Origin of the sequence: Marinicella marina (genome assembly GCF_030065545.1) — a bacterium.
GTDB classification, from domain to species: Bacteria; Pseudomonadota; Gammaproteobacteria; order Xanthomonadales; family Marinicellaceae; genus Marinicella; species Marinicella marina.
Genome location: NZ_JASJNC010000002.1, coordinates 417,601 through 436,579, shown reverse-complemented (window position 1 = coordinate 436,579; position 18,979 = coordinate 417,601). Strand labels below are relative to the sequence as shown.

The 18,979-nt window shown below is 44.3% G+C and carries 18 protein-coding genes; all 18 read right to left on the bottom strand.

The features are described 5' to 3' along the window. Window positions 1–130: 130 nt before the first annotated feature. On the bottom strand, window positions 131–541 hold the full coding sequence (locus QNI24_RS04610) for a hypothetical protein (RefSeq protein ID WP_267175113.1): 411 nt from the start codon (window positions 539–541) through the stop codon (window positions 131–133). Next, window positions 534–2,678, bottom strand: a complete 2,145-nt coding sequence (gene gspD, locus QNI24_RS04605) for a type II secretion system secretin GspD (protein ID WP_267175112.1) — start codon at window positions 2,676–2,678, stop codon at window positions 534–536. The genes QNI24_RS04610 and gspD overlap by 8 nt, the downstream gene beginning before the upstream one ends. Beyond that, on the bottom strand, window positions 2,675–3,370 hold the full coding sequence (locus tag QNI24_RS04600) for a hypothetical protein (RefSeq protein ID WP_267175111.1): 696 nt from the start codon (window positions 3,368–3,370) through the stop codon (window positions 2,675–2,677). Before QNI24_RS04600 ends, gspD begins: the two co-directional genes overlap by 4 nt. Then, a complete protein-coding gene (gene gspM, locus QNI24_RS04595; protein WP_283708508.1) occupies window positions 3,360–3,974 on the bottom strand; it encodes a type II secretion system protein GspM in 615 nt (204 codons plus the stop codon). Before gspM ends, QNI24_RS04600 begins: the two co-directional genes overlap by 11 nt. Next, window positions 3,964–5,112, bottom strand: coding sequence for a PilN domain-containing protein (locus QNI24_RS04590; protein WP_267175109.1), 1,149 nt, complete (start codon window positions 5,110–5,112; stop codon window positions 3,964–3,966). Before QNI24_RS04590 ends, gspM begins: the two co-directional genes overlap by 11 nt. Further along, window positions 5,109–6,005, bottom strand: coding sequence for a type II secretion system minor pseudopilin (locus tag QNI24_RS04585; RefSeq protein ID WP_283708507.1), 897 nt, complete (start codon window positions 6,003–6,005; stop codon window positions 5,109–5,111). Before QNI24_RS04585 ends, QNI24_RS04590 begins: the two co-directional genes overlap by 4 nt. Next, window positions 6,002–6,718 carry a prepilin-type N-terminal cleavage/methylation domain-containing protein gene (locus QNI24_RS04580; protein ID WP_267175107.1) on the bottom strand — a complete coding sequence of 239 codons (717 nt, stop codon included), beginning with the start codon at window positions 6,716–6,718 and terminating at the stop codon, window positions 6,002–6,004. Before QNI24_RS04580 ends, QNI24_RS04585 begins: the two co-directional genes overlap by 4 nt. Beyond that, window positions 6,715–7,152, bottom strand: coding sequence for a type IV pilus modification PilV family protein (locus QNI24_RS04575; protein ID WP_267175106.1), 438 nt, complete (start codon window positions 7,150–7,152; stop codon window positions 6,715–6,717). The genes QNI24_RS04580 and QNI24_RS04575 overlap by 4 nt, the downstream gene beginning before the upstream one ends. After that, window positions 7,152–7,598, bottom strand: coding sequence for a GspH/FimT family protein (locus QNI24_RS04570; protein WP_267175105.1), 447 nt, complete (start codon window positions 7,596–7,598; stop codon window positions 7,152–7,154). Before QNI24_RS04570 ends, QNI24_RS04575 begins: the two co-directional genes overlap by 1 nt. Before the next feature lie 24 nt (window positions 7,599–7,622). After that, window positions 7,623–8,036: a type II secretion system major pseudopilin GspG gene (gene gspG / locus QNI24_RS04565; protein WP_267175104.1), complete on the bottom strand. Its 414-nt coding sequence runs from the start codon at window positions 8,034–8,036 to the stop codon at window positions 7,623–7,625. A 5-nt stretch (window positions 8,037–8,041) separates the two neighbouring features. After that, complete coding sequence (locus QNI24_RS04560; protein WP_267175103.1) at window positions 8,042–9,253, bottom strand: type II secretion system F family protein; 1,212 nt, start codon at window positions 9,251–9,253, stop codon at window positions 8,042–8,044. Beyond that, entirely contained in the window at window positions 9,253–10,986 is a 1,734-nt protein-coding gene (gspE, locus tag QNI24_RS04555) for a type II secretion system ATPase GspE (protein ID WP_267175102.1), read from the bottom strand. Before gspE ends, QNI24_RS04560 begins: the two co-directional genes overlap by 1 nt. 96 nt (window positions 10,987–11,082) lie before the next feature. Then, the gene (locus QNI24_RS04550) at window positions 11,083–11,688 is read right to left on the bottom strand and encodes an exosortase H-associated membrane protein (protein ID WP_267175101.1); all 606 of its coding nucleotides are present in this window, start codon (window positions 11,686–11,688) and stop codon (window positions 11,083–11,085) included. 32 nt (window positions 11,689–11,720) lie between these two features. Continuing rightward, window positions 11,721–15,566 carry a phosphoribosylformylglycinamidine synthase gene (purL, locus tag QNI24_RS04545; RefSeq protein ID WP_267175100.1) on the bottom strand — a complete coding sequence of 1,282 codons (3,846 nt, stop codon included), beginning with the start codon at window positions 15,564–15,566 and terminating at the stop codon, window positions 11,721–11,723. Between the two features lie 142 nt (window positions 15,567–15,708). Further along, window positions 15,709–16,437 (bottom strand): thioredoxin fold domain-containing protein, encoded by a 729-nt coding sequence (locus tag QNI24_RS04540; RefSeq protein WP_267175099.1) that lies wholly within the window; start codon window positions 16,435–16,437, stop codon window positions 15,709–15,711. Between the two features lie 201 nt (window positions 16,438–16,638). Then, entirely contained in the window at window positions 16,639–17,910 is a 1,272-nt protein-coding gene (locus QNI24_RS04535; protein ID WP_267175098.1) for a tetratricopeptide repeat protein, read from the bottom strand. 17 nt (window positions 17,911–17,927) lie between these two features. Continuing rightward, the gene (locus tag QNI24_RS04530) at window positions 17,928–18,560 is read right to left on the bottom strand and encodes an energy transducer TonB (RefSeq protein WP_267175097.1); all 633 of its coding nucleotides are present in this window, start codon (window positions 18,558–18,560) and stop codon (window positions 17,928–17,930) included. A 4-nt stretch (window positions 18,561–18,564) separates the two neighbouring features. Beyond that, the gene (locus QNI24_RS04525; protein ID WP_267175096.1) at window positions 18,565–18,969 is read right to left on the bottom strand and encodes an ExbD/TolR family protein; all 405 of its coding nucleotides are present in this window, start codon (window positions 18,967–18,969) and stop codon (window positions 18,565–18,567) included. Window positions 18,970–18,979: the final 10 nt, after the last annotated feature.

Below are 18,979 nucleotides of genomic sequence, written 5' to 3'. Positions count from 1 at the left end.
TCAGGGCTATATATAAATATCCCCGCTCATATGAACGAAGCTATACAAGATAGCAACGTGAATGATAAATTATCTGCAACAGATAAACAAGTACTTTTTTATATTAATCTTCCTATCAAATCGCTTGATTTCACTTAATATCTTCGCTCTTCGGCACATGCCTCCAAGCACCATCAATCTTGATCCAATTCTCATAAACCGTGGTTTTTGCTTCGGTCTTGCCAAAACTTCGGCGAGGGAAAGTATAGGTGTAATCAACTTCAACTGAAACATTGCAAACTGACTCAGATTCACAGTTTGATGTTTTGTATTTAGCAGCAGTCCATTTCATGTTTATCATGGCGGTGGCCATCCTCACTTGAAAGCTTTGTAAGTTCTCAATTTCTTTGTAACCAGGCGAAAAATAGCTGTATGCACCTTCCAAATCATTGCTGATGATGGCAGCCCATCGATTGTTGACGCTGGTTTCTAAATCTTCATTAGTTTGGCAGCCAGTTAACAACAGCATGGATAGCGCGGCAATCCCTAATAGTTTAATCATTTTCATTCTCATTGTTGGTTTCATCGTCTTTTACATTAAGTGGCTTCAGGCCTCTGAATTTTTTTGCATACTCAGTGGTTAGTTGCCGGGCTTGTTCAGGGTTCTCAATTACAGTTGGGGTGATCAGCAACATTAATTCTGTCCGGTCTGTCGATTTTGACTTTCTACCAAAAACGCCACCCAAAAATGGGATGCGACTCAAGCCTGGAACACCGGAACGATTGAAGCCGTCATTTTCACTGATTAATCCACCCATAACAATGGTATTACCACTTTGTACGGCGATTTCTGTATTTAATTGTCGCGATGCAATCGGTCTTTGACCATTGGCATCAGGTGCACCCGGTGTACTGACGTCTTGGCTGACTTCCATATAAACCAACCCGCCCGGATTAACCCGTGGTGTGATATCAACCTGTACACCAGTTTGGATATACCGAGTATTGGAAATGGTGCCGTTGTTCACGTTACCACTACCAACCGATCCGACATTGGTGATGGGAATTTGATCACCGACGTTGATGGTGGCATTTTTGTTATTCAAAACCAGCAGCGATGGACTGGATAAAACGGCCACCCTGTTTTCACTTTCCAGTGCGTCTAATCGCGCCTCGGCTTCGGTGCCCAGAAAGCGGTAGGATATACCACCACTACCAACAGTTGAGCCTGAAGTGCTGAAATTATATGGCCAGCTTTTAGTCTCAGGGTCTGGTGTGACCACAGGTGTCGTGGCTATTTCGTCTCCAAACAATAACTCCATGCCGTAAGAAACAGCATCATTCAATGTGATCTCGATGATTTTCAGTTCCACCAATACTTGTAGCGGCTCAATATCCAATCGCTCAATGGCCGATAAAATCTTTTCATAATCCACCACACCCGCCTTAATCAACAATTGATTGGAATCTTCGATGGCAGATATAAAGATGTCGTTGATACCCGAACCGCTTGAGTTATTACTGGTTCTGCGGCGATTGGTGTTGGTGTTACTGGCACCCGATGAACTGACCTCTTTGCCAGTTTGCCCAGGGACCACAGAACCGCCACTGGCTTTTCTGGAAGAACTGGAGCCACTGGTGCCGCCAAACACGTCATTGAGATAAGCTGCCAGATCATCGGCTTTGATGTTTTTGACACTGTATACATATAAATTAGAGGCGCCGTCTGAATCAGCACGATCTAAACGGTCAATCCATTTTTTCGCTTGGTGCAAGTAATCTTCTTGTGGCGTGATAACCATAATGGCATTTAACCTTTCTAAAGGCAAAAATCGGAACATGCCAGCCAGCGGGTTATCTGCGCCTTCACCAAATAGCGCTTCCAGTTCAGTTAAAATATCCGTTGATTCAACTTGTTTCAGGTAAAAAATGCCTGTTGACATGCCTGAAAGCCAATCAACATCAAAAATTTCAATGGTATCTAAATAGTTGGTTAATTCACTGTTGGTACCAGATAGGAACAAGATGTTTCTGGCATTATCGGCTTTCACCACCGCACCAGCTTTGGCATAAGGCTCAAGAATTTTTTCCATCTCAGTTGGCGATACGTAGGTCAAAGGCACCGCCAAGACCTGATAACCACCGCCGTCTGCGTTTTTGCTGAGCCTGGGAGTCAACAAACCTTTGATGGCCTGACCTTCTGGTAACACGTGATAGCGGTCATCGACCCGCACCAGTGCTGCCTTATTCCAACTTAACATCATTTCCAAAATGGGTACGATTTGTTTTTTAGAAACAGGCTTGGCCGTGGCAAAGGTTACTTTACCGCTCACACCTGGGGCAATGACGTAATTTTCTTTCAACACCTCACCCAAGATGAAATGGACCACCGCCTGCAGTGACTCACCTTCAAAATTAAAAGTGACCTCGCCTTCTTCAGACATCGGCGTGCGGGTCCTTGATGCGGCATCAAAATTGATGAACTCACCGGTGCCCGGATAGTATTCAGCCACTTCACGCTCGGTGGCGTTGACACTGCCGTCATTAAACACTTCACCCGAATACACGATTGATTCTACGCCTTCTAAATAGTTGGAGTTGTCCAATTCTTTTCTGAGGTCTTTTTGTTGGGTGGCACACCCTGTCGCTAGCACAGCGAACAACACAGTTAAATATCGTTTATTTATGGTTTTTATCATTCTTCTTTTCCTTTGGCGGCATTTGCCCTCATTTGTGCTCGACGTTCTGCTATTTTGCGTCTGATTTCTTCGGCACTGTTTTTCTTCGGTTGGTCTTTATTGGCGTCATTATTGCGGTTGTTGGCCGCCTTATTTCTGTTGCGGTTTTTGTTGTTGCCTACAGCAGCATTCAATTGGCCATCAAACACTTCTAAACTCAGCTCTACAGGCTCTTCACCATCAGCAACAAAAGTCACAGCGCGCGGATTGATTGTATCCAGCAACCACAAACCTTGTTCACCTGGTAGCGGCATGCCCTGTTTTAACGTGACATTGGCATTACTCAATTCATCAAAAACCATGGCATAGCTGTTTTCAGGGGTGATGATGATGCTGGTAACCCTCGCTTTTAAAGGCTCTGGCTCTGCAACATTGGTCACACCAGGATCATCAATTGGATTTTCGAGCGGCTCGAACGGCTTGCGATCCATGCTGAATAGCGGCGCATCTGTGATTTGGTCCAAAGTTTTGTTGTCAATTTGCGCCAATGCAGCATCATCACCCACTTCTAGCTGAGCCAAGACATTGGGATCGAAAGGTTCGGGCTCCAATGATTGAATGCCACGCCCCCAACCAAATAACTGCAAAGCTGAAAGCAACATCAACAGACCAATCAACACCATCAAACCATTGGCAAATATATTATTTTTCATCGTCTGGCTCTATTGGGTTTTTAAGGTATGCAAACAAATCAAAGCGAATCTCCAAATTCATCGGCGCACTGGCTTGTTGGGCGTTTTTGCGGTACCTGTTGACATTTCTGGTCTCAACTCGCAAATCATTGATAAACAATGACGGCGTGTTCTCCTCTATCATTTCAACTATTTTGGCAAAGATTTCATACTGGCAGCGCATTCTAACACGCAAGGTAATTTTTTCAAATTGTTGCGGTTCGCGATCCTGGGTGGGCGATTGGCTGACAATTTGACACTCAGCCGTTTGATCAGTTTGTTGGTTGACCATGTTTTTGAATATCGATGTAATCTCGGCATTGCCCAAATTTTTTGAATCTGCCTGCAGGAATTCATTGTTCGAACCCACTTGAGCCCTGACTTCCTGTAATTTATTCCGCAACTCCGGCGTTTTTGCTGCCTCATTGATGAATTGTTGTCTTGATTCGTTCAACGATTCAATTTCTTCATTGAGTCCAGCATGAGCAACAAAAAACCAGTGAAAAAACAAAAAATAAACAACCACCATAGATAACACCAACACCATCAAAGCCGACCAGCGACTGATTCTCGGATCAAGATTCATCATTCACCTCCAGTTCCTCGGCTGGTTTGAATTCGGACCTGATGGTGAATTTCTCTTTACCGGTTCGACCTTGAGTGACATTTCCAATGATCCTGGGCTCATACCACAATGAAGATTGGTTCAAAATAGGCACCAGCGCGTTGGCATTGTCAGATTCACCCACCACTTCCAGCCTTTCTTGGTCTATCATGATGCGAGTCAGGAAGGTGTTCATTGGAATTTTTTGTGTTAATTCTTTGAACATCAACAGTCGACTTGGCGTATCTTTTTTCAAATTGCCCAAGAAATTAGCCGCTTCAATTGATGCGTTCAGTTCATTTTCAATCAGCTTGGCACGACGCGCATCTTTTTTTAATTCAGCGACTTGATCCTCTAAGGAGGCAATTTTTGCTTGCTTGTTATCCAATGAAGTGAACATCACGAACCACAGCAACAAAATAGCCAATGCCAGCAAACCGACATTCCATTTGATTTTGGTCCAGTCTTTTTGTTTACGCATGGCCTTGGGCATCAAATTAACCCCTAAGGACTGCGGGTTATCATGACTACCGACATTCACATCGATGCCAGTCAACTGCAAGCCTTTGGTCTCAAACGATTGAATCACACGATTTAACAGGGGCTTTTTAATAGCAGTGAGGGTGATGGGAAATTTTTCACTGCCCTCAACCACTTCTCCCTTGCTGTAGGCAAACTCAACTTCATCGGCTTTGAACGGTAAATATTTATCCAGCTCAAAAGTAAGCACCGATTCGATGTCATTGATGACAGCCACTGGCATGGCCACATTCCTAACCAACACATTCGAATCATCCATCAAGTAAGTCAATGTGGTGTCCTTTTCCACTGTGCCCAAGTAATGACTCAATTGGTGCCACCAAGATTTCTCTGCAGCAGCATCATCCAGCTGCAGTTCTTGTATTTGGCCATCATCTTGTTGCCAGAAAGAAACCTCATCTTCTTCAGATTCAGCTTCGGTAACATAGACAGCAACCGAATCAGGAAATAAGTTATTGCGGTACTGACTGGGCACCATGGCCTTCAATTCACCGGTCCACCAAGTCATAAAAGCATGGATACCAGATCCTTGATACCATTGTGAGATGGGATCAGTTATTTTTTCTAAAGTAGTCATCATTTGTGTTCGTTGTCTCTCCAGCGCACCACCCTAAATGGTCGCCCTTGTAAGTTACCACCCATGCGAATGGTGGCATCAATCTCAGCATATTGATTATTTGGCAAAGTGGCCTTGCTGACGATACTGAATGTGGTTCCTCCACCCCTGAATTGGCCGGAATAGCCCTCAGCCAAAATAGGCAGCGCCGCATTCACATCCTCTATGGCCTGGCGGTCTTCGATAAACATGTCAGCCATTTCACCAGTAACGCCGTCTATGGCCATCAAAACTTCGCGTGGCGCGAAAGCTAAATTAACATTTTTCCGGCCTGAATACACGGTTAATGCTGGCTCAATTTTACGATAGGTTTCATAATCTATGCCCATCACCTGTATCAATTCCGGTACAGTGTCAAAAGGCGCATCCTTGGCACCATGGGAATAGCCAGCAGAAAAATAATCATCATCCTCAGCACCATCCAAACGGATTTCTTCATCGGCATCTTTCCAGTCCAAGATCTTGTCAACCATACCAATGGCCTCATCGTAATCGATGCCCAATGAGGCAAACAATCCCACCAAAAGTTCCTCGCTGGCCTGATTCAAATCAATTTTTCCTGATTCATCGGTGATCTTGACTTCAATTTGCGCCCCATCAAGTTCAAATAAGTGACCACGACCATCTGCAATCCACCGAGTCTCCGGATCTGGGTTGCGCAGTTCAAACACCGCTCGATTCAATCCGGCCTCGGCCAAAAACCGGGCTTTGGTTTCATTGAACAAAATTCTCGATTGCAAACTTTCGGTACGCGCAGAAAGCGCAAAACTGCCAGCAATCACTGTCATCAACAGTGCCACCCATAGCACCAGCACCAATGCAATGCCTTGTTGTTGGTGGCGCATTGTGCACATCATTTCTTATCACCCGTGCGGCTGTTGACATTATTGGTCAGGCGGTTCAATGTACTGGTTCTGCGTCGGGTGGAAATTGACGACCCATCTAATTGTATGGCCACTTGTAACAAGGGCCATTTTTCTTTGGCTGAGGGCAACATTTCCAAGTCCAGCTGCACCATCAAAGGCATCGCCAACGGGTTTTCAAGTTCATTGGTCCAATCAGTTGGTAAACCTTCTTCATCCAATTCAACAAAAGCAAAAGCACCGTCACGGATGTTTTCAAGCAACACCATCGGCTCAGCGTCATCAAACCCTGAAATTTCATCTTCACCGTCGTAATTACTGATTAACCCGTGGGTGTACTGCAAGACTTTGCCGTTACCGTCATTGACCAGTTCAATTTTTTGTATGTGTGGACCACCAGTACCCAAGTAACCTGGCATTGGGGAAACAAAAGTTATGGCATTTTCCTCACCAATGAACTTCAACATTTCACCTTCATCAGACTCAGCCACACCTAGACCCATGGCACGCGAAAGTTGGTGCCTGATGATGCCTTGTATGACACGCATTTCATTGATGGCGGTGATTCTCTTTTCGCCTTTTTCAGCGGTTCGTCGACCTGAATCTATACCAGAAAATATCATCGCCATGATCATGGCGAGCAAGGTAAACACCACAATCACTTCAATCAGGGTAAAACCTTTGGACTGATGCATCATAGGTTTCATTGGCCCAATCCCTGTACTTCAAAATCTGGCGACATTGCTTTCAAGGTCACAAAATCCATGGACCGAGTCTTGTCATAACCATCCTGCCATGACAATGTCAACACCACCCTGAACAGTTCAACCGGTGCAAAGTCCATTTCAACATTACCTTCATAAGGCACATCAAAAGGCTCAATGGTCAAATCCCAATCAACTTCTTCTGCTTTGAAAGTACCAGAATCAGCAGTTTCAACCACTGGAATCAACAACCCTACCTCGTCCATTTTACTCTGTGCCAACAAAGCAATTTTGGTGCGTTCAGATGACTTGATGGTGTTGGTACTGGAATTAGAAAGAATCTCCAATATCACCATGAAAGTCATGGCCAAGATGGTGAACGATGCAATCACTTCAATCAGCGTAAAACCATTTTGTTTGGGTGCGGTATGATGCATCAGATTTCACTGTCCTTAAACAGTCTGATTTCACCAGTCAACCAAGCCACGTTGATGCGCCAGAAACGCTCATCATAAATCAAGGTGACACGACCACCAGTAGAGGAACCATCTGAAAAGAACCTGAAACCGGCAGTGTCCTCAGAGGGCACTTCAGATTCAGCCGCAAAAACTTTTAATTCCATGCCTTCTGGCAACACCACTTTGGGTTTGCCCGGTGCTTGGTAGGACTTTTCAGTGACGTTAATCATCAAACGCTGTTGCTCATGCTTTACCACCGCCTGCGAACGGGTGTAACGCAAGGCTGCTACCAAGTCTTTACTGGCACCACGAATTTTACTGGCTTTCAATGATCCAGACATGTTGAAAGCAACGGTACCAGCTAACACGGCAAGCATCACCAACACCACCAACACTTCGATCAATGTAAAACCAGAACGCTTCATTAAACACTCAACTGAGACTTAAAATTACTGCCAATTACCAATGTCTGCTGCCAGTTTTTCACCACCTGGGCTTTTGTCCTTGCCATAAGAGTAAATATCAAATGACTGGCCATGCTGTGAGTTGGCGGAAAACATGTAGGGTTCGCCCCAAGGATCTTTGAGTTCTTTCTCTTTGACATAAGGGCCCATCCACATAGAATCGCCATTGTCATTGTATAACTCATCCAAACTGTCAGGCATGTTACCTGTGTCCAGATAAAATTCACTGACAGATTGCGTCAGTTTCTGAACTTCAATTGCTGCTTGTTTGTACTTGGCTTTGTCTTGGCCACCGGTTACGTTGGATACCACCAAACCGAATATCACTGCCAAAATGGTCATCACCACCAAAACCTCAATCAAACTGAAACCTTGTTGTTTTCTTTTGTTATTCATCATTTCTATTATCCTACTAGTTCGCTCATGTTCATCATCGGCATCAGGATGGCGAACACAATGGTAAAAATAAATCCTGCCAAAATCAGTACCAACACTGGTACCAATACTGACAACATACGCTCGATGGTGTTTTTTACTTCACCATCATAAGTATCGGAGGCACGCACCAGCATCTCATCAAGATTACCGGTTTCTTCTCCAACACTGAGTAATTGTTGGGCCAATTTAGGAAAGGCCTCTTCTTTGGACAGCGCATCAGACAAAGGTGCACCGTGTTTGACTTTTTCTGTGGCTTCAGTGATGGCTTTGAGTATCACTGTGTTATTAATCACTTTTTTTGCCACCGACAAACCAGTCAACAATGGCACACCACTGTCAGCCAATGTGCCTAAAGTTCGGGTGAACTTGGCGGTTTCTACTCGGGTGATCAATTCACCAAATAAGGGCAACCGCAACATGCGTTGATCCCAGTTATAGCGAAATTCAGGTTCTTTGAGTTTTTGTTTGAATAAAATGACCACCACAATACCCAGAATCACCAAAACCCACCAAAAACTTTGCACCAATGCTGCCATTGCAAAAACCACTTGAGTAATCATTGGCAATTCAATGTTGGCGTCCTCAAACAACGGTTTGAATTTGGGCACCACTTTGGCTAATAAAATAAACAGAGAACCCACCGCCAAGACCATCAATATGGCTGGGTAAATCATTGCTGAGACCACAGAGTCTCTGAGTTCTTTTGAGCTCTTCAAATAATCACTCAAACGCTGCAAAGATACTTCCAATGTACCGCCCATTTCACCGGCACGAACCATGTTGGTGTACATGGTGGAAAACACCCCATGCTGATCCTCCAAAGCATCAGATAAGGTACCTCCACCGCGTACTTTATCGCGGACTTGCTCGACCATGTTGCGCACCCGCTCATCATCACTCAGGTCAATCATCACCGAGAGAGAACGATCCAATGGCATGCCTGAATTCAACAAAGTAGATAATTGTTCGGTAAAGAAACCCACTTGTTTTTGGGTGATCTTACTGCGTTTGGCCATCAGGTTTTCCCATGAAAAACCTGGTTTGAGTTCTTTGGCTGAAACTGGGATATTACCAGCTTCCTGTATCTTGGCAATCACCTCAGCCTGCGATGCAGCATCTAAGTGACCTTCCAACTGCTCGCCGGTGGGGGTGATTGCTTTGTATATAAACTGTGCCATTATTCGTGTGAGACCCTGATAACTTCTTCGAAACTGGTGTCGCCTGCCAAACATTTCAACAGGCCATCCTCATACATGGTCAGCATTCCCTCATGCTGCGCTTGAACTTGTAGCTCACCCGCTGTTGCACCTTTCATCACCATGCGGCGTAATTCTTCGGTCATGGTCAGGCATTCCAGAATAGACATGCGACCACCGTATCCTGTGGGGTTTTCTTCAGAGGGTTTAGGTCTGTAAAAATGAATTTCTTTGTCATCGGTGAAACGCGACAAGTTCAATTCCTCAACCATTTCTGGCATCACTCGGTATTGTTCCATACTTGACTTGTCCAAACGTCGCACCAATCGCTGTGCCAGCAGACCATTAACCGTTGAGGTTAACAGATAATCTTCCACACCCATGTCTATCATTCGGGTGATGCCACCAGCGGCTGAATTGGTGTGAATGGTAGACAATACCAAGTGACCCGTTAAAGCCGATTGAATGGCAATCTTTGCAGTTTCTAAGTCACGCATCTCACCAATCATGATGATGTCTGGATCCTGTCGAACGATGGCACGCAAAGCCGATGAAAAGTCTAAACCAATCGAAGCTTTGGCCTGAATTTGATTGATACCCGTCAGCTGGTATTCAACAGGATCTTCCACTGTAATGATCTTGCGGTCTTCGGTATTCAGTCTTTGTAAAGCAGTATACAAAGTGGTGGTTTTACCCGAGCCCGTTGGGCCGGTAACCAACAATATCCCGTGAGGCATTTCCAACACTTTTAAAAATGGATCTAATGTGTGTTTTCTGAAACCCAGTTGATTGAAGTCGAAGACAATGCTTTCGCGGTCCAAAATACGCATGACCACACTTTCACCATATGAAGTAGGCACGGTGGATACCCGCAAATCGAGCTCTTTACCCTGCACCCGCAACATGATGCGACCATCTTGTGGTAGGCGACGCTCCGCAATGTTGAGCTTGGCCATGATTTTAATCCGGCTGATTACGGCCGCGGTTGAACGTGCCGGCGGTGATTCAACTTCATGCAAAACACCATCCAAACGGTAACGAACTTTTAAGCGATTTTCAAACGGCTCGATGTGAATATCAGAGGCCCTTGACTCAACCGCACGTTGCATGATCATGTTTACCAGCCTAATGACTGGCGCTTCACTGGCCAAATCCTTCAGGTGCTCAACATCTTCAACTTCACCGTCTTCATTGGACAGGCCTTCAACCAATTGTCCCATGGCTGATTTGCCACCACCGTAATAGCGCTCAATCGCATTCTCTACATCCGATGGCAGACCAATTTTAATTTCCAATTCTTTTTCAGCCACCATTTTAATGGCCTTGTTGATGTAGTCCTCGTATGGATAAACCATAACCACAGTCAATGTTTCCTCATTCTCATCAATCGGCACAAACTGGCTTTCACGCATGTACCTAATAGGAAACTCAACATCCACATTGGTGGTTTCAGGTAAATCCTTGTCTGAAATCATCGGTAAATCCATCAATTCATGAATCGATAAAGCCACATCCCTTTCTGAGGCCAGTCCTAAACGCACCAACAATGGCACCAATGAGACCCCAAAGCTTTCTTTGTTCAAGCGCAATCCACGCTGCAGGTCTTCATCTTTCAGCCGACCTTGTTCCACCAAGTATTCACATAACTTTTCTTCAAAAGTTTCTACTTTGGTTTCCAATTGGGTTTGTTGTTCTTCGATTACATTCTCAGACATAGCTTTTTCTATAATTCAGTTAGTGTGCATCTCTCATGACAGAATCAGACCATAGACTCATCACAAAGTTTCTCATTATTATTTTGGCAGTGGTTATTATGACATTTTGTGGTCGTTCAGTTGTGTGATCTTCTCGATAAATTGTCGATTCAACAAGACCCAAAGTACGATTGGAATCACGGCTGGAAAAATCAAGTAGGACATTTGATACATCGCAGCCACCAAATTATGACTGATGCCTGTGGCATCAATAGCAGCAAAAGCGTCACCGCCACCAGAGAATAACAAAGACTTACAGGTTTCCCAAAACACCCCATTGGCTTGCACCACACTGACCACCGCAAAACCAATCATTAGCTGCACCACCCTTTTAGACATTGATAAATCTGGCACAGAAATCACCAAGCCACTGAACACCGCCAAACCATAACCATATTTCATCGGGTTCACGGTGACATCCAACACCGCCAATTGCGCCGATTGTCCAGCAAAGTCTTGTGGAAATATCAAGGTTTGAACTTGAAACAAAAACTGTTGCTGGGTGATGCCATTGAACAAATCAGGCTGCCAAGCAGAAAGCACGGCATCGGCCAACCATTTAACAGGCAATACCCACACCGAGGCTGCAAAGAACCAAATAAAGAAACACAACGGCAAAAACAGCAGAGCGCTGAAAAATAATTCTTTGATGGGCGACTTCATAGATTCAATAGCATGGCCACTTTCACCTTATCTCAACTGACAAATAATCTGGCATTATAAAACATTCTCATCCACGGTGAATTCTCACCCCAGTCAGCAGGTGCGTATGACATTTGTGCTGTCCTGAAAACCCGCTCTGGATGTGGCATCATAGCCAACACCCTACCACCAGCTCCACTGACAGCAGCCACTGCTTGTTCAGAGCCATTTGGATTGAATGGATACTGCATGCTAACCTTTCCATAATTGTCTATATACTGCGCGGCGATAGAATCTGCAGCTGAACCTGTTTGCTCAAACTGTGCCCGCCCCTCTCCATGTGCGATGGCCACTGGTATTTGGGCACCAGCCATTCCTTTGAAGAAAATACTGTCACTGTCGTTTATTGTTAGCTGCGAGAAACGCGCCTCAAATTGTTCACTTTCATTGCGCTTGAAGTCTGGCCAATGCGCTGTGCCCGGAATGATTTCACGCAGTGCTGACAACATTTGACAGCCGTTACACACCCCCAAAGCAAATTTGTTTTCATCGACAAAAAACTGACTGAAAGCTCGTCTTAATTGGTCATTGAATAGAATGGTTTTGGCCCAGCCTTGGCCTGCACCCAACACATCACCGTAGGAAAAACCACCACAAGCAACCAACCCATCAAACTCATTCAAACTGATCTTGGCATCGATTAAGTCCTGCATATGAACATCTGTTGCCAGAAAACCAGCTCGCATGAAAGCAGCGGCCATTTCATTCTGACCATTCACGCCCTGTTCTCGCAGGATGGCCACACGTGGTTGTTGTGCCAGATCAACTTCAGCAATCACTTCATGACTGAAATCAAAATCTACCGATGGTCTGATTCCCGGGTTATCCGCGGTGATACCTGCGAACTCTTGTGCCACCACTTTAGGATTATCACGATTTGATGCCATGTGATGACTGGTTTCAGACCAAATTTTCTCCAGATTGCTCAAAGCCCAAGCTTCATTGACATCATTGTTTATGACCCTCACATTTTCATCCGCTGTTACTTCACCAATCAAATGGACTGACTCATTGAGCTCATGTTCCGCCAGCATGGTGTTGAACGTTGTGATTTGATCAGCAGTCACTTCAACCACCAGACCAGGCTCTTCATTGAACAAAATGGCATCCAGCTCACCTGCAAACTCAGACACATCTAGCTTCACTCCACAATGTCCGGCCATGGCCATTTCAATCACAGTGGTCGCCAATCCACCATCAGAACGATCATGGCAGGCACTGATGATTTCTTCAGCAACAGCCGCCTGCATGAAGGCGAACGTTTTAGCCAATAACTCAGGGTGATTCAAATCAGCACATTCATCACCCATTTGGTTTTGACTTTGGTACAAAACTGAACCGCCCAAACGTTGTTTGCCACCAGCTAAATCAAGCAAATACAGACAACTGCCAGTTTGAGCCGACAATTGTGGCGTGACGTGTTTGCTGACGTTGTCTACAGGCGCAAAGGCTGAAATAATCAGAGACAAAGGCGCAACCACTGTTTTTTGTTCGTCACCGTCTTGCCAGCTGGTTTGCATCGACATTGAATCTTTGCCTACCGGAATGCCGATATCCAGCGCTGGACAAAGCTCAAGTCCAATTGCTTTTACCGCCTCATATAACGCTTGGTATTCACCGGGCGATGCACTGGCTGCCATCCAGTTGGCTGAGATTTTGATGTCACTTAATTTTTTGATGCCAACGCCCATTAAATTGGTCAAAGCTTCGGTGACCGCCATGCGCGCAGATGCTGCAGGATTCATCAGTGCCAGAGGCGTGCGTTCACCAACCGCCATTGCTTCACCGGCCAATGAATTGTAATCCCTCAAAGTAATACCACAATCTGCCACTGGTACCTGCCAAGGACCAACCATCTGGTCACGATGAATCAAGCCAGACACGGTACGATCACCGATGGTAATCAGGTATTTCTTACTGGCAACGGTGGGGAAACGCAAAACCTGCTCAAGCTGTTCACGTAAGCCCAAACTGGAAGGCTTGAATGGTTGCAATTGTGGTTTTTCAGCTTCTATATCGATGACTGTTCTTGGCGTGTTGCCAAACAATAAGCTCATGGGAATATCTACTGGCTTGTTTTCAAACAACTCATCATTGACCGTTAATGTTTGCTCGGCAGTGGCTTGACCCATGATGGCATAAGGACAACGCTCGCGGTGACATATTTGTTCAAACTCAATCAATTTTTCAGGTTTGATCGTCAACACATAACGCTCTTGTGATTCATTACACCAGATTTCCATGGGAGACATAGAAACATGGTCTATCTGCAAGCGCCTTAATTCAATCTCACCACCCAAGGCTGCATCATCGAGAATCTCAGGAATGGCATTAGAAAGCCCGCCTGCACCGACATCATGAATCGAACGAATTGGACTCTCAGACTCTTTGAACCAACAGCGGTCTATGACTTCCTGACAGCGCCGTTGCATTTCCGGGTTACCCCTTTGTACGGAAGCAAAGTCTAAATCTTCTTGACCATCAACACTGGTGATCGAACTGGCCGCGCCACCACCCAGACCTATCAACATGGCCGGGCCACCCAGGACCACCACATAATCACCCGCCAAGGTATCTTGTTTGGTGGTGTGAACGTGGTTGATGTTACCCAAGCCACCAGCCAACATAATTGGTTTGTGGTAACCACGCCATTGATTTTCTTGCCCTGAGTTGATTTCAAAATTACGGAAATAACCACAGATGTTTGGGCGGCCAAATTCGTTGTTAAATGCAGCAGCACCAATGGGCCCTTTTTGCATGATTTCAAAAGCTGTAGCCATGCGTTCAGGCGTACCCGGGGAATGTGTTTCCCAAGTTTGGGCATATCCTGGGATGTGCAAATGACTGACTGAAAACCCACACAGTCCTGCTTTAGGTCTGGCTCCTTGACCAGTGGCCGCCTCGTCTCTGATTTCACCACCTGATCCAGTGGCCGCACCTGCGAATGGTTCAATGCCAGTTGGGTGGTTGTGGGTTTCAACCTTAATCAACACATCGATCTCTTGGCTCTGCGCGTGGTACTGGTTGTTCTTATCGGTGGTCATGCGCACACCTTGACCACCACTGAATACCGCCGCATTGTCTTTGTATGCTGACAGTGCTGGCTGTGATGTTTTGGCCTCAGTGTTTTTAATCATTTTAAATAAAGACCAAGGTTGTTCCTCATCATCTATGTGCCATTGGGCATTAAATATTTTATGCCGACAATGCTCTGAGTTAGCTTGAGCAAACATCATCAGCTCTACATCTGTTGGTAATTTATCAGCCGCTCTGTATTGTCCATACAAATAATCGATTTCATCGTCCGATAAGGCCAAGCCCAATGATTGGTTCATGTCATCGATTGCCTGTTTGCCATTTGTATGGATATCAACCACACTTACCGCTGCCGGCTGATGATGATCGAACAATGCTTTCAACTCACCACTGCTCTGGTAACAACCTTCAGTCATTTTGTCATGAATGATGTTCAAACTGTCTTGGCTTTGGTGCGCCAAAGTAACTAACCTGCCCGCTTCAACTCGGTTGATGTTTTCTAAACCACAGTGATCAAAAATATCAGTGGCTTTGGTTGACCAAGGTGAGATGGTTCCAGCACGGGGCATAATGATCAGTTGTTTGGTCGATATGGTTTGATCGAATAACCGTGCATTCAACAACTGCTCAACCTGATTGATTTGTTCTGTTGTTAATTCATCTGTGCATTCCACCACATAGAAGTAATGGGCATCATTGAGGTTTTGTTGACTGTCTTTTTGGTGCAGTTCCTGATTGATTTTATCAAGCCTGAATGGTGAATAGACTGTTGATCCAACGAAAGTGAGCAGCTGAAAATTCATGTTTTGAGCAGTTTAAAAAAACCGGTATTTTACATGATGTTAAACCCACTCGTAAGAAACCAAGACAAAAAGCAGTTTTATTGCATAAAAAAACCGGCAATCACTTTAAGTGATGCCGGTTTGTCGTTCAATCCGTGAAGTCTTATTGCATGCTTAAGGCATCAAGGCGCTGTTTCAACTGAGCAGGTGGAAGATAACCCGGCATGATGGTTCCGTTGTCCAGAACCAATGCGGGTGTACCAGAGACACCGGCAGAAACACCAGCGTTATAATGTGCCGTGATTGGGTTATCACAGGTTTTAGGTTCAACCGTTTCGCCCGCTTTTGCTAAAGTCATGGCTTGTTGTTGGTCTGCAGCACACCAAACGTTCACTGCTTTGTCATAGGAACCTGATTTCAAACCAGCTCGCGGGAAAAACAAGTAGGAAACCCCTATACCCAAGTCATTGTACTGTTGCATTTCGGCATGTAACTTACGACAATAACCACAATCAATATCAGTGAATACAGTGACATGGTATTTCATGTCTTCAGGGTAAAAATTGATTCTTTGTGAATCACCCATATCAGCTAACAGTTCTTTACGTAAGACTGATTTTTTTTGATCAGTCAAATCAACCCTGTTTTCAATGTCAAATAAGCTGCCATTGACAATGTATTTACCATCTTCAGAGATGTATAGAATTTCACTGCCACGGCCACCATCAACCAAAATCTCTTTGATGCCTTTTACTGGGGTGTCTGCCACAGAAATGACCTTAATGTTAGAAGATGTGACTTTACTCAAAGCCGCTTTGTATTTTTCAATATCAGCATTGGCAAAAACCGTGCTTGTCAGTAGCAATAATGCCAAAGTAATTAATTTATTCATTGTTTATCCTTCTATCTAGTTACCAATATGACCGATAAAAGCACATATTGTTTCATATTTCTCGTGACATTCTAACCAAAAGACGTGAAATTTCCATCGCTAATGCGAATTAATGGTTTTTGTCATAACAAAGTGATTATAAAAAACCATAAAAAAAGGGCTTGATGTTGCCACCAAGCCCTCACGATACATGATGATTAATTATGGTCCGCTGCTGGCTGTTTGTTGCGCAGCTTTTCGTTCTAGTGTAGTCAAGTGATTCAACCACTGTTCAGCATTGCCTCTGGCTTTGCTGTATTTGACTGCATTATTAAAAGCAGTTCTGGCTTGGGAATAATTTTTCAAACTGGCGTGACTCATGCCCAACATCAACCAGGCATTGCCTGTTTTGTTGTCATCTAAACCACCTTTCTGTAATGCAGAGGTTATTGATTCAATGGCTTTTGACCAATCTTCCAAATCCAGGTACAAATAGGATCGTGTCAAATCCATGTCACCATCAGTGGCATAACCACTGGCTTTGTCATAGGCAGCCAGAGCTTTTTTTAATTCTCTGGCTTCGTACCAAACAGCGCCAGCCTGTTTCCAATTCTTAAAATTTGACTCAACTTTATTGGCGTCCAAGGCTTCTTGCAATGTTTCAGCAGCCTTATAAGGAATACTGTTATATGAATACATCTTAAAAAGCTGCATGTAATCAGTTTCTTTTTCCAACAAATTTTTCTTTTTAGCTAACTCCAATACTGCCAATGAACGTTTGTCATCTTTCAGCGTAAAGTAAACCGATGAGAGTTGCATCCAATACGTTTTCTTATCAGGCGACATTGTTATTAAAATGTTCAACACCTCAGCCATCTCGCGGTATTCAGTCAACTCTGAATGAAAGGCTAATAAAAGTTGGTACCATGACTCCTTGGGTTTTTCTTCAAGTTGAATGGCTTGCTTGATAGCTGCTTTACCTTCACGAAACTGTTCTAATTGTGCATGCGCATTGGCTTTGATAGCAAAAGCAGATGAAGGAATTTCATCCACCACAGCAAAATACTCATCAAGTGCTCTCAACCCACCTGCATGGTTGTCGCCTAACATCAACAATTGCGCATACTGCAGCATCATGCCAAAGTGTGTGGTGTTAGGCATGGCATCTAGGTCGATAGATTTTTTAAAATTAGCTGCAGATGCTGTGTAATTTCCTTGTAATGAATCTATATGACCAAGCAATTGGTAAATTACCGCTTGTACATAATCACTGACACCAGATCTAGAAACCATGGCCGTCAAGCCTGATTTTGCTTCAGCGTATTTTTCATCAGCTAACATTTCGCTGTATTTGGTAATTTTTTTGCTCTGTGGTTCAGACATCACACCAACTTGACCAGAAGGTTTTCTGACTGGATTATCAGTTTTTAATGCAGCAGCATGAACTGCTAATGTCGAAAAACAAAAAAGTGTGATAAGAATTTTTTTATACATAATTACTGCCTCTGAAATTAGTCGTCAGGTAAATCAAATTCAATGGTTTGAGTAGCTACCTGCTCAACACCTTGACCATTGACAACCTTAGGCTTGAATTTGAATTTTAAGATCGCCCTGATGGCCTCTCTGTCAAAAATTCGCCTGGGCTTGGCATCCACAACTTCTGGATTAGAAACCGTACCTGTTGGCGTGATGGTGAATTTAACTTTAACCCAACCTTCGATTTTAGCCATTAGAGCCTTTCGAGGATATTGTGGTGCAATCCTTACAATAGGAATGACCCCACCTTCTTCAGTCATGTTGACTTGACCAACTGCACCCAAGAATGGTCCGTCTCCTCCAACGCCCAAATCAAGATTTGGAATGTTGGGTGTTGGCATGTTATTAACAACCTGCTGGTTCTGTTGAACATTCATTTTTGGTGGTGGTGGTGGCTCTTTTGGTGGTGGTGGCTTCTTAGGAATAACCCTTTTGCGCTGTCTGACTTCTTCATCAAGTTTTACCTTGGTGAAGTCAATCGCAGGCAAATCGCCATCACCGCTGTTATTTTTTGCTGCTTGACTGACCAGTGCATGCATCACAAGATACAACACAACAGTTATCACTGCAGCAATAATAGCAACCATAATGTAACGTGGCAAACTCATAAAATTACCCCTGACCTTTTTCAGCTGCGATAGAAATACTGGCAACACCAGCAGATTTAATTTGGTCCATTACTTCTACTAAATCACCCGTTCTCGAACCACGATCAGCAATGATCACAGCACTGGCTTCTGGGTTCTCTGCATGCATTTTCTCTACTCGAGAACGCACAGCCCTGAGGTCAACTTCTTGTTTATTAATCCAAATAATACCATCTTCTTTGATGGCGACTAAGATGTTACCTTTTTTCACTTGCTTGGCTTGAGAGCTACTCGGACGTGAAATCTCAACACCCGTTTCTTTTACAAATGAAGTGGTAACAATAAAGAAGATTAACATAATGAACACCACGTCCAACATGGGCGTGATGTTAATTTCTGCTTCGTCTTCTCGAAAATGTCTTTTTTTCATATTTTTTCTC

Bases quoted from the DNA above. Each gene is read 5' to 3' on its own strand.
- QNI24_RS04610 (WP_267175113.1), bottom strand. From the start codon at position 541: ATGATTAAACTATTAGGGATTGCCGCGCTATCCATGCTGTTGTTAACT.
- gspD (WP_267175112.1), bottom strand. From the start codon at position 2,678: ATGATAAAAACCATAAATAAACGATATTTAACTGTGTTGTTCGCTGTG.
- QNI24_RS04600 (WP_267175111.1), bottom strand. From the start codon at position 3,370: ATGAAAAATAATATATTTGCCAATGGTTTGATGGTGTTGATTGGTCTG.
- gspM (WP_283708508.1), bottom strand. From the start codon at position 3,974: ATGAATCTTGATCCGAGAATCAGTCGCTGGTCGGCTTTGATGGTGTTG.
- QNI24_RS04590 (WP_267175109.1), bottom strand. From the start codon at position 5,112: ATGATGACTACTTTAGAAAAAATAACTGATCCCATCTCACAATGGTAT.
- QNI24_RS04585 (WP_283708507.1), bottom strand. From the start codon at position 6,005: ATGATGTGCACAATGCGCCACCAACAACAAGGCATTGCATTGGTGCTG.
- QNI24_RS04580 (WP_267175107.1), bottom strand. From the start codon at position 6,718: ATGAAACCTATGATGCATCAGTCCAAAGGTTTTACCCTGATTGAAGTG.
- QNI24_RS04575 (WP_267175106.1), bottom strand. From the start codon at position 7,152: ATGCATCATACCGCACCCAAACAAAATGGTTTTACGCTGATTGAAGTG.
- QNI24_RS04570 (WP_267175105.1), bottom strand. From the start codon at position 7,598: ATGAAGCGTTCTGGTTTTACATTGATCGAAGTGTTGGTGGTGTTGGTG.
- gspG (WP_267175104.1), bottom strand. From the start codon at position 8,036: ATGATGAATAACAAAAGAAAACAACAAGGTTTCAGTTTGATTGAGGTT.
- QNI24_RS04560 (WP_267175103.1), bottom strand. From the start codon at position 9,253: ATGGCACAGTTTATATACAAAGCAATCACCCCCACCGGCGAGCAGTTG.
- gspE (WP_267175102.1), bottom strand. From the start codon at position 10,986: ATGTCTGAGAATGTAATCGAAGAACAACAAACCCAATTGGAAACCAAA.
- QNI24_RS04550 (WP_267175101.1), bottom strand. From the start codon at position 11,688: ATGAAGTCGCCCATCAAAGAATTATTTTTCAGCGCTCTGCTGTTTTTG.
- purL (WP_267175100.1), bottom strand. From the start codon at position 15,566: ATGAATTTTCAGCTGCTCACTTTCGTTGGATCAACAGTCTATTCACCA.
- QNI24_RS04540 (WP_267175099.1), bottom strand. From the start codon at position 16,437: ATGAATAAATTAATTACTTTGGCATTATTGCTACTGACAAGCACGGTT.
- QNI24_RS04535 (WP_267175098.1), bottom strand. From the start codon at position 17,910: ATGTATAAAAAAATTCTTATCACACTTTTTTGTTTTTCGACATTAGCA.
- QNI24_RS04530 (WP_267175097.1), bottom strand. From the start codon at position 18,560: ATGAGTTTGCCACGTTACATTATGGTTGCTATTATTGCTGCAGTGATA.
- QNI24_RS04525 (WP_267175096.1), bottom strand. From the start codon at position 18,969: ATGAAAAAAAGACATTTTCGAGAAGACGAAGCAGAAATTAACATCACG.